General features: G+C 73.5%; 10 protein-coding genes. 6 read left to right on the plus strand and 4 right to left on the minus strand.

The annotated features are described in order from the left end of the window. Positions 1-29 precede the first annotated feature (29 nt). The 5 genes from ACZ4W5_RS06815 to ACZ4W5_RS06835 all read left to right on the plus strand — a co-directional run bounded on the left by ACZ4W5_RS06815 (position 30) and on the right by ACZ4W5_RS06835 (position 4463). Positions 30-530, plus strand: coding sequence for a MarR family winged helix-turn-helix transcriptional regulator (locus ACZ4W5_RS06815; RefSeq protein WP_360227019.1), 501 nt, complete (start codon positions 30-32; stop codon positions 528-530). 114 nt (positions 531-644) lie between these two features. Continuing rightward, positions 645-1616: an endonuclease III gene (nth, locus tag ACZ4W5_RS06820; protein ID WP_465653387.1), complete on the plus strand. Its 972-nt coding sequence runs from the start codon at positions 645-647 to the stop codon at positions 1614-1616. Continuing rightward, positions 1613-2347 carry an NUDIX hydrolase gene (locus tag ACZ4W5_RS06825; RefSeq protein WP_465653389.1) on the plus strand — a complete coding sequence of 245 codons (735 nt, stop codon included), beginning with the start codon at positions 1613-1615 and terminating at the stop codon, positions 2345-2347. The genes nth and ACZ4W5_RS06825 overlap by 4 nt, the downstream gene beginning before the upstream one ends. A gap of 46 nt (positions 2348-2393) precedes the next feature. After that, positions 2394-3578: a MarP family serine protease gene (locus tag ACZ4W5_RS06830; RefSeq protein ID WP_360227010.1), complete on the plus strand. Its 1185-nt coding sequence runs from the start codon at positions 2394-2396 to the stop codon at positions 3576-3578. 186 nt (positions 3579-3764) lie between these two features. Next, positions 3765-4463: a metal-dependent hydrolase gene (locus ACZ4W5_RS06835; RefSeq protein ID WP_465653399.1), complete on the plus strand. Its 699-nt coding sequence runs from the start codon at positions 3765-3767 to the stop codon at positions 4461-4463. A 77-nt stretch (positions 4464-4540) separates the two neighbouring features. On the opposite strand, the gene ACZ4W5_RS06840 is transcribed toward ACZ4W5_RS06835, so the two are convergent. The 4 genes from ACZ4W5_RS06840 to nhaA form a co-directional block, all read right to left on the minus strand. Further along, the gene (locus ACZ4W5_RS06840) at positions 4541-4750 is read right to left on the minus strand and encodes a hypothetical protein (protein WP_360227004.1); all 210 of its coding nucleotides are present in this window, start codon (positions 4748-4750) and stop codon (positions 4541-4543) included. 145 nt (positions 4751-4895) lie between these two features. Then, a complete protein-coding gene (locus ACZ4W5_RS06845) occupies positions 4896-5927 on the minus strand; it encodes an alpha/beta fold hydrolase (RefSeq protein ID WP_465653391.1) in 1032 nt (343 codons plus the stop codon). An 83-nt stretch (positions 5928-6010) separates the two neighbouring features. Further along, positions 6011-6487, minus strand: coding sequence for a phage holin family protein (locus ACZ4W5_RS06850; protein ID WP_360226998.1), 477 nt, complete (start codon positions 6485-6487; stop codon positions 6011-6013). Positions 6488-6754: 267 nt separating this feature from the next. Further along, a complete protein-coding gene (gene nhaA, locus ACZ4W5_RS06855; protein WP_402488066.1) occupies positions 6755-8149 on the minus strand; it encodes a Na+/H+ antiporter NhaA in 1395 nt (464 codons plus the stop codon). A 451-nt stretch (positions 8150-8600) separates the two neighbouring features. Between nhaA and ACZ4W5_RS06860 the strand changes: the two genes are divergently transcribed. Then, positions 8601-9833: a serine hydrolase domain-containing protein gene (locus tag ACZ4W5_RS06860; RefSeq protein WP_465653393.1), complete on the plus strand. Its 1233-nt coding sequence runs from the start codon at positions 8601-8603 to the stop codon at positions 9831-9833. The last annotated feature ends 120 nt before the right edge of the window (positions 9834-9953 follow it).

Here is a 9953-nt window from a genome sequence, read left to right on the forward strand (position 1 = left end):
CGGTCGGTCGCAGAACGGGAGCAGCGCACGTGGAGGACGTCGTCGCAGGTGTGCTGCGCCAGTGGGAGCGCGCGTACCCGGGACTGGACACCGGCCCGATCGCCGTCCTCGGCCGGATCAACCGCTGCGCCGCGCTGCTCCAGCAGACGCCCGACCCGCTCACCCGGGCCGGCCTCACCCGCGCCGAGTTCGACATCCTCGGCGCCCTGCGCCGGGTCGAGGTCGAGCTGACGCCCACCCAGCTGGCCCGCGAGAGCTTCGCCTCCGGTGCCGCCGTCACCAAGCGCCTGCGGCTGTTGGAGGAGCGCGGGCTGGTCAGCCGCCGCACCGACGACCGGGACCGCAGGGTCGCCCACCTCTCGCTCACCGACGCCGGGCGGGAGCTGGTCGACGGCCTGGTCCAGGAGCTCGTCGCCTACGACCGCGCCCTGCTCTCCGGCCTCACCCCCGACGAGCAGGACCGCCTCGCCGAGGCCCTGGCCGGCCTGCTCAACACCCTTGAGGGCACCATCGGCCGCACACTGCGCTGAACGCCACCCGCCCCGGCAGTCGCTTCTTCCCTCACTTCTTCCGTCACTTCGTTCGTCACTTCTTCCGTCCTTGATCGGCCCCAAGCGGTCCGCCGGGCGGCGTAGCCTTCGTGCATGGCAGAGAGCAAGGCCCGGAAGACCGCGACCGATCCGGCCGCGACGCAGGCCGTGAAGTCGGCCGTGAAGCCGGACGTGAACCAGGCAGCAGCGAAGCCGCCCGTGAAGCGGGCCGCGAAGGCCGCGAAGCCGGCTGCGAAGACGGCGGCGGTGAAGCCGAGGAAGCCCGAGTCGCACCTGGCGATGGTGCGGCGGGCCCGGCGGATCAACCGCGAGCTGGCGGAGCTGTACCCGTACGCCCACCCGGAGCTGGACTTCGAGAACCCGTTCCAGCTGCTGGTGGCCACCGTGCTGTCGGCGCAGACCACCGACCTGCGGGTGAACCAGACCACCCCGGCGCTGTTCGCGAAGTACCCGACGCCCGAGGACATGGCGGCGGCGAACCCGGAGGAGCTGGAGGAGATCATCCGTCCGACCGGCTTCTTCCGGAACAAGGCGAAGTCGCTGATCGGCCTCTCGACCGCGCTGCGCGACGAGTTCGGCGGTGAGGTCCCGGGCCGGCTGGCCGATCTGGTGACCCTGCCCGGCGTCGGTCGCAAGACCGCCAACGTGGTGCTCGGCAACGCCTTCGGAGTGCCCGGCATCACCGTGGACACCCACTTCGGGCGGCTGGCCCGCCGGTTCGGCTGGACCACCGAGGAGGACCCGGTGAAGGTCGAGCTGGCCGTCGCCGAGATCTTCCCGAAGTCGGAGTGGACGATGCTGTCGCACCGCGTGGTCTTCCACGGCCGCCGGATCTGCCACTCCCAGAAGCCCGCCTGCGGGGCCTGTCCGATCGCGCCGCTCTGCCCCGCGTACGGGGAGGGCGAGCTGGATACGGAGAAGGCCCGCAAGCTGCTCAAGTACGAGATGGGCGGTCAGCCCGGCCAGCGGCTCAAGCCGCCGTCGGACTTCCCCGGCGAGGCCGCCGCCCGCGCCGATGCGGCCGCCCACCAGGGGCGGGTCGCGGACCTGGGGGTGGACGCGTGATCGGGGGAGCCATCGAGCGGAGCGGCCTGCCGGGCTGGCTGGAGCCGGTCCGGGACGCGGCCGAGCGGGTGCTGCCGGAGCAGCTGAGCCGTTTCCTGCCGCCGAGCGAGGGCGGTCGGGCGGCGGCGGTGCTGATGCTGTTCGGCGAGGGCCCGGACGGGCCGGACCTGCTGCTGATCGAGCGGGCCCGCTCGCTGCGCTCGCACGCCGGCCAGCCGTCCTTCCCGGGCGGCGCGCTGGACCCGGAGGACGGTGACCCGGACGGCTCCGGCCCGATCGCGGCGGCGCTGCGCGAGGCCTGGGAGGAGACCGGCCTGGACCCGGCCGGGGTGCAGGTCTTCGCCGCGCTGCCCCGGCTGTACATCCCGGTGAGCCGCTTCGTGGTCACCCCGGTGCTGGGCTGGTGGCGCGAGGAGTCGCCGGTGCGGCCGGTGGACCAGGGCGAGACCGGCGCGGTGTTCCGGGTGACGATCACCGACCTCGCCGACCCGGCGAACCGGGTCCGGCTGCGGCACCCGTCCGGGCACGTCGGGCCGGCCTTCGCGGTGGCCGGGCGGCTGGTCTGGGGGTTCACCGCCGGGGTGATCGACCGGGTGCTGCACCACAGCGGGCTGGAGCGGCCGTGGGACCCGTCCCGGGTCGTCGACCTCTCGGACGACGCCCTGGCGCTCGTCCAGGGCGACCTCGAACACTCCCGGGCCCTGCCGGGCGGCGGCGCCGAGAGCTCGTGACGGACCGTCGGCGCGGCACGGTCGCGAAGCGTGGGAGGGTGTCGGAGTGAACGTGCTGGATGTGCTGCTGGTCCTCGCCGCCGTCGGATTCGCCATTTCGGGCTACCGGCAGGGCTTCGTGGTGGGCGTCCTGTCGCTCGTCGGCTTCCTCGGCGGCGGCCTGCTGGCCGTCCAGCTGCTGCCGCTGCTGCTCGACCACCTCAGCCCCGGCACCACGGCCTCGGTGGTGGCCGTGGTGGTGGTGATCGTCTGCGCCGCGATCGGCCAGGCGGTCACCGCGCACTACGGCTGGAAGCTGCGCGGCCACATCGACCGCCGTCCGGCCCGGGTCCTGGACGCGTCCGGCGGCGCGGTGGTCAACGTGATCTCGATGCTGCTGGTCGCCTGGCTGATCGGCTCCGCGCTGGCCGGCACGTCCCTGCCGACGGTCTCCAAGCAGGTCCGCTCCTCGGCGATCCTCAGCGGCGTCCAGGAGGCGCTGCCGGGTGACGCGCCGAACTGGTTCTCCGACTTCTCCAAGGTGCTCGCCCGCAACGGCTTCCCGCAGGTCTTCAACCCCTTCGAGCACGAGCCGATCACCCAGGTCGACACCCCGGACCCGGCGCTGGCCAACAGCCCGGCGGTGGCCCGGGCGCGGCAGAGCCTGGTCAAGGTGGTCGGCACCGCGACCTCCTGCGGCAAGACCCTGGAGGGCAGCGGCTTCGTCTTCGCCCCGCACCGGGTGATGACCAACGCCCACGTGGTGGGCGGCGTCGACGAGCCGACCGTGCAGATCGGCGGCGTCGGCCAGCTGTACGACGCCACGGTGGTCCGCTACGACTGGCAGCGGGACATCGCCGTCCTGGACGTGCCCAAGCTCAACGCGCCCCCGCTGACCTTCGCGGGCGAGGCGAGGACCAACGACAGCGCGATCGTCGCGGGCTTCCCCGAGAACGGCGCCTTCAACGTCCAGCCCGCCCGCATCCGCGGCCGGATCCAGGCCAACGGCCCGGACATCTACCACCGCGGCCAGGTGGTCCGGGACGTCTACTCGGTGCGCTCGCTGGTCCGCCAGGGCAACAGCGGCGGCCCGCTGCTCACCCCGGACGGGCAGGTGTACGGCGTGGTGTTCGCCAAGTCCCTGGACAGCGCCGACACCGGGTACGTGCTGACCTCGGCCGAGGTGCGCGAGGACGCGACGGCGGGCAGCAGCGCGAGCGGCCGGGTGGACACCCAGGGCTGCGCGCTCTGAGGCCGCACTCCGAGGGCAAGCGCTGAGGCCGCGCTCCCAGGGCGCGTTCAGAAACCGTGGCGGCCCGCCGGTGCGGGATCCGTCGTGCCGTCAGGCCGCCCTGGTAGCCTCGGCCGCGCTCACCCGTTCGGCTCAACCGGGTTGCCGTCCCGGAGTGAGTCAACGGGAGGTCGTGGTAGTCCGATGATGGGTCATTCGCACGCGGTGAGTGGGGCGATGCTGTACGCGGCCTCCGCCCCCTTCCTGCCCCCGCTGCTGCTGCACACCACGCTCCAGCCGGCGGACATACTGATGGGCACGGTGCTGTGCGCGGGCGCGGCACTGCTGCCGGACCTCGACCACCACGACGGTTCGATCGCCAACTTCCTCGGCCCGCTCTCCAAGGCGCTCTGCCGCTTCGTGGCCTGGGCCTCCGGCGGGCACCGGCACGCCACCCACTCGCTGCTGTTCGTCGCGCTGATGGGCGGCGGCACCTGGGCCGGCGTCACCTTCCTGGGTCGCTACTTCACCCTCACGGTGACGTTCTTCCTCCTGGCACTGGCGATAAAGGCGCTGCGGCTCTGCCCGCCGAGCAGCGGCCCGGAGGCGTGGATCACCGTCATAGGCCTGGCCGCGCTCGGCACCTTCGGGATGAACACCTGGATGCCCAACGCGCCCGGCTGGCTGCCGTACGCCGTCGGGCTGGGCACGCTGGCGCACCTGCTGGGCGACTGCCTGACCAAGAAGGGCGCGCCGCTGCTGTGGCCGCACAAGGAGCGCTACGAGATCGTGCTGATCAAGCGCAGCGGCAACAACGTCGAGACCAAGGTGCTGGTGCCGATCATGTCGGTGGCGACCTTCGTGCTGCTCTGGTTCACGGCGCTGTCACCGCAGATCGTGAACTGACCGGCCGCCGTACGACCTCCGTGCGGAACTGACCGGCCGCCCGGACGTCGTACGCCAGGCCGGCGCGGCGCGGGGCCTCAGGTCTCGCGCCGCAGCCGGGCGCCCACCCAGCGGGCGCGCCGGCCGAGGATCCGCGGGATGCCCATCTGCCGCTGCGCCCCGCGCTGGCGGCGGTCGAGGCCCTCGAAGCCGAGGTCCTCCGCCCAGTCGGGGAGGTGTGCGGGGCGCTGGGGACTGTTGTGGCGTCGGCCGCGCGGGGCGTCGTCGCGATCGGGCATCCAGGTCATACCGGAATGGATGCCCCTGGGCCGGAGGGAGTAACCGCCTCTGGTGCGCCGAACCTGGCCCATGCGCATGTCATATGAGCGTAACATCAAGGGAGTTGGGACTTTCGGCCCCTTCCGGGAGTCCTGGAGAGGGGCTCTCCCGCCGTCACTCCTTGTGGCGACCGACCCAGTCCAGCAGCTCCGCGGTGAACTCCTCCGGAGCCTCCTCGTGCGGGAAGTGCCCGACCCCCGGCAGCAGCCGCCAGCGGTACGGCGCCGCCACGTACTCGCCGCCGCCCAGCGCGGTGTGCGACAGCAGCACCGGGTCCGCGGCGCCCTGGACGTGCAGGGTCGGCGCGGTGATCGGCTTCTTCATCCGACGGGCGAACTGGATGCCGTCCGGCCGGGCCATCGAGCGCAGCAGCCAGCGGTAGGGCTCGATCGAGCAGTGCGCGGTGCTGGGGATCTGGATCGCCTGCCGGTACGCGTGCACCGACGCTCCGTCCAGCTTGTTCGGCCCGGTCCACTCGTCCAGGTAGCGGCCCACCAGCGCCGCGTCGTCGGCGACCAGGCGGCGTTCCGGTATCCACGGCCGTTGGAAGCCCAGGACGTGGTCGAAGGCGGCGATCTGCTTGCGGTCCGTCAGCAGCGCCCGGCGCAGGTCCCGGGGGTGCGCCGCGGAGACCACGGTGAGGCTCTGGATCACCGAGGGGCGCATCACCGCCGCCACCCAGGCCAGGGTGCCGCCGGAGGCGTGCCCCACCAGGTGCGCGCGGCGCTCGCCGAGCGAGCGGATCACCCCGGTGATGTCCAGGGCGAGGTTGCCCGGGTCGTAGCCGCGCGGGGTGCGGTCGCTGCCGCCGATGCCGCGCAGGTCGAGCGCCACGGCACGGTAGCCGGCCTCGGCCAGCGCGGTCAGCTGGTGGCGCCAGGCCCACCAGTACTCGGGCCAGCCGTGCACCAGCAGCACCAGCGGGCCGGAGCCCAGCTCGGTGATGTGGAAACGGGCGCCGTTGGCCGCCAGGTCGCGGTGCGTCCACGGACCGGACTGCCGGATGCTCCACGCCTCGGCAGCGGCGTCGTCGGACCGTCCGGGGACGGCGGCGCCCCCGCCGGCCTCCGGGCCGGCCCCGGGGCCCGAGGCGGGGCCGGAGACGGCGGACGGCTGCGCGGGAACGGGCTTCTGGTCGAGCGGCATACCGAGAGCGTGTCACATCCGTGCGAAGGACACGTGCCCGGCACTCGCTGCGGGCGGGTCCGGGCACGTACGGGCGGGGTCGGCTACGGGATGCGGCCCAGGCCCCGGTCGATCTCCTCCTGGGTGGCCGGGCGCGGCCGGGCGTTCTTCAGCACCTCGGCGGTCCGCTGGACGCCCTCGATGGTGCGCTCCGGCTTCTGGATCTTCTTGAAGAAGCGCCGCGCCAGCACGAAGAGGATGGCGGCCAGCACCCAGTAGGCGCCCGCCACGATGAGGAAGGACCAGCCGAGCGACAGACCCAGTGCGTGGATGCCGAAGGCGAACGCGGCGCTCAGCATCGGGACGGAGAACAGGAGCACCACGGCGGCGACGGCGACCGAGACGCCGCCGGAGACGCCGCGCTTGACGTCCGCCTTGATCTCGGACTTGGCGAGCGCGATCTCGTCGTGGACGAGGGCGCTCAGGTCGGCGGTGGCCGCCGCGAACAGCTGCCCCACCGAACGCTCGCCCTCGTAGGGCGCCCGGCCGTTGCTGGACGGGTCTGCGGCTCCTGTGGGCATCAGCGGTTCTCCTCTGCGGCTGTTGCGGCGTGACGCCGTCGCGGTGCGCGGTTTCCGGGGCCGGTGGGGGGTCCGGAGGCGTCAGTGGTGTGTCGACAGCTCAGAATCATGCCCCTACCGGTCAGTCGGACACCACTCCGGGGCCCCGCCGGAGGGACGTGTCCGGGCTTCGGAAGGCGGCTGCGGGGTGCGGTGCGGGGTCCCTCGGTGGGGTTCGGCGGGGTCCGTTGGCGGGGCTCGACGCGTTGGCCGCCGAGCCGGCGGGGCTCAGCGGTCGGTACCGGGGCCTTCGCCCGGCAGGGGCCGGGGTGCCTCGGCGAGCGTCGCCGGGTCGGCGGTACGGGCCCGCCAGGCCGGGTCGTCCTGCTGGTAGACGTCCGGGATGCCGTCGCCGTCCTCGTCCCGGTCCTCCTCCTCGCACAGGGCGCGGTAGTGCCGGTTGCGCAGCTTGAGCAGCGCGGTGGCGACCACCGCGCAGAGCAGCGAGCCGACCAGGACGGCCGTCTTGGAGCGGTCGGCCAGCGCCAGGTCGTCCGGGAACGCCAGTTCGCTGATCAGCAGCGAGACGGTGAAGCCGATCCCGGCGAGCACCGAGACGGCGAACAGGTCGGCCCACTTGAGCTGGGGGTTCAGCTCGGCCCGGGTGAACCGGGCGGCCAGCCAGGTGCCGCCGAATATGCCCACCGTCTTGCCGACCAGCAGGCCGATCACGATGCCGAGCGGGGCGGCCTGGGTGAACACCTCGCGCAGTGCCGGGCCGGAGATCGTCACCCCGGCCGCGAACAGCGCGAACACCGGGACGGCCAGTCCGGCCGAGAGCGGGCGGACCAGGTGCTCGATGTGCTCGCCGGGGGAGTGCCGCTCGTCGCCCTCGCGATGGCAGCGCAGCATCAGGCCCATCGCGACGCCGGCGACCGTGGCGTGGATGCCGCTCTCGTGCATCAGCGCCCAGACCACGAGGGCCAGCGGCACGAACAGGTACCAGCCCTTCACCCCGCGCCGGTGCAGGAACCAGAACAGCACCAGGCCGGCGAAGGCCAGGCCGAGTGCCCAGAACTTGATCCCGGAGCTGTAGAAGACCGCGATGATCAGGATCGCGATCAGGTCGTCGACCACGGCCAGGGTCAGCAGGAACGCGCGCAGCGCGGAGGGCAGGTGACTGCCGACCACGGCCAGCACCCCGAGGGCGAAGGCGATGTCGGTGGCGGTCGGGATGGCCCAGCCGCCGGGGTGGCCGCCGCTGCCGGAGTTGACCAGGGCGAACAGGATCGCGGGCAGGGCGACGCCGCAGACGGCGGCGATCACCGGCAGCAGCGCGGCGCTCGGGGTGCGCAGCTCGCCCGCGACGAACTCGCGCTTGAGCTCGATGCCGGCCACGAAGAAGAAGACCGTCAGCAGGCCGTCCTTGGCCCAGTTGGCCAGGGTGAGGTCGAGGTGGAGCGGGGCGGAGGGGCCGATCCGGTGGTCGAGCACGCTCTCGTACGCGTTCGGCCAGACGTTGGCCCAGATCAGTGCGACCACGGCGGCGGCCAGCAGCAGCATGCCGCCGACCGTCTCGGTGCGCAGGGCGTCGGTGACGAAGGTGCGCTCGGGCAGTGACAGCCGGCCGAGGAACTGCCGGCGGCGGGTCGTCGGCTCGTGGGCGGGCGGCTGGTCGGTCACGGGGACCTCCTGGGGCTGGGAGCGGCAAACGGATGCACGGGTGGTGCAGTTGCCGACCAGACTTCCCGGCGCGCCCTGTGACGCCCCGCGGATCCTGTCAAGGGCCTTGATGCGTCCTTAACAGTCTAACGGGACGTCCGGGTGACATCCGGATTGTCCTAGTAAATGACTTAAGCCCTACAGGCCGCTTCTGCACTCCCGAGGAGCAATGGACCGGTACCCGAACGGCCCAGGCCGAGTGCAGTCGGGTGAACTGCTCCCTAAGGTCGATCGCAGGCGCCCGCCCGATCCGGGCCGGTGCGCGCCCCCTTCCGTTCCCGCTCTTCCTGCTGTTCCCGCTGTTCCCGCTGTTCCTGCTGGAGGCACGACCATGCCCCGTGGCGGCACCACCCTGCCCCAACCGCCCCTCTTACCCGGGGAGCCCGCCGACGCCGACCGGTGCGCCGGCCGGGTGCTCCGCCCGGACGACCCGGAGTTCCGTGCGGAGGCCGCCGAGGACGTCCCGGCGGACCTCGACCGGCTGCTCCGTCCGCTGTTCCGCTCCGCAGGACCGGACGGCGGCGTCGCCGTCGTGGTGATCCGCGGCGACGAGCGGACGGTCGCCTGCCGGGGGCACTCCGACCGCTCCGGCCGCCACCCGGTCCGCGCTGACACCCGCTTCGAGCTCGGGTCCGTGACCAAGACCTTCACCGGACTGCTGCTCGCCGAGATGGCCGCCCGCGGCGAGGTCCGCTACGACGACCCGATCGACCGTTACCTCCCCGCGAACGCCGTCCCCGGCTACCCGCACGAGCGGCCGATCACCCTGCTCCACCTGGCCACCCACACCTCCGGCCTGCCTCGACTGCCGGTCGGCCTGCTGCCGGCCGCGGCACCCCGGTGGTACACCCGCCCGTACGCCACGTTCGGGCCGACCCATCTGCTCGACGCACTGTCACGGACCCCTGTCCGGGGCACCCCGGGCACCCAGGTGCGGTACTCCAACCTCGGCTCCGGGCTGCTCGGACTGCTGCTGGCCAACGCGGCCGGACAGCGCTACGACGACCTGCTGGCCGCCCGGATCTGCGGGCCGCTCGGCCTGGTGGACACCTCCAGCGGCCCCGGCCGGGAGGACGTCAGCGGGTACCGGCGCGGCCGGTGGGTGCCGTCCTTCCGGCTGCCCGCCCTGCCGGGAGCCTCGGCCCTGCGCTCCACCGCGGACGATCTGCTCCGCTACCTCCAGGCGCACCTGTCACTGGACGCCGTCCTGCTGCCCGGGCGGGCCGACGCGCCGGCGCTGCGCACGGCGCTCGGCGAGGTCCGCCGGCCGAGGGTGGGGCGGCTCCGGGGCGGTACCCGGCTCTGCCTGGGCTGGAACCAGTGGGGGCCGGGTGGTGGGCCGGACGGTGGTCCGGGCGGGGTCGGCGCGGACGGCGACGGCGGTGCGGCGGTCGGCGCGGTGGGAGTGCCGGCCGAGGGGGAGGACGCCGAGGGGGAGGGGGAGGGCACCGAGGAACTGGTCTTCCAGGCCGGGTCGACCCGGGGGTTCAGCGCCTTCGTCGGGTTCAACCCGCAGGCCCAGGTCGGGCTGGCGGTGCTGGTCGGAGCAGGGACGGGAGTGCGGGCCCTGCGCGGCCGGGGCATGGTCCAGGGCGCGTACGAGACCCTGCGCACCCTGGCCGGTGCCGCAGCGGCGGAGGGGTGAGCCCCGTACGGCGTGACGGCGGCGGGGGGGGGGGGGGGGGGGGGGGGGGGGGGGGGGGGGGGGGGGGGGGGGAGGGGCGGGGGGGGGGGGGGGCGGATGCGTGGGTGCGGGTGTCGTGGG

This window comes from Kitasatospora sp. NPDC029367 (assembly GCF_055569135.1).

What these genes read in the sequence shown, in the direction of transcription:
- nth (WP_465653387.1), top strand. Translation starts at nt 645, where the DNA reads ATGGCAGAGAGCAAGGCCCGGAAGACCGCGACCGATCCGGCCGCGACG.
- ACZ4W5_RS06835 (WP_465653399.1), top strand. Translation starts at nt 3,765, where the DNA reads ATGGGTCATTCGCACGCGGTGAGTGGGGCGATGCTGTACGCGGCCTCC.
- ACZ4W5_RS06840 (WP_360227004.1), bottom strand. Translation starts at nt 4,750, where the DNA reads ATGACCTGGATGCCCGATCGCGACGACGCCCCGCGCGGCCGACGCCAC.
- ACZ4W5_RS06845 (WP_465653391.1), bottom strand. Translation starts at nt 5,927, where the DNA reads ATGCCGCTCGACCAGAAGCCCGTTCCCGCGCAGCCGTCCGCCGTCTCC.
- ACZ4W5_RS06850 (WP_360226998.1), bottom strand. Translation starts at nt 6,487, where the DNA reads ATGCCCACAGGAGCCGCAGACCCGTCCAGCAACGGCCGGGCGCCCTAC.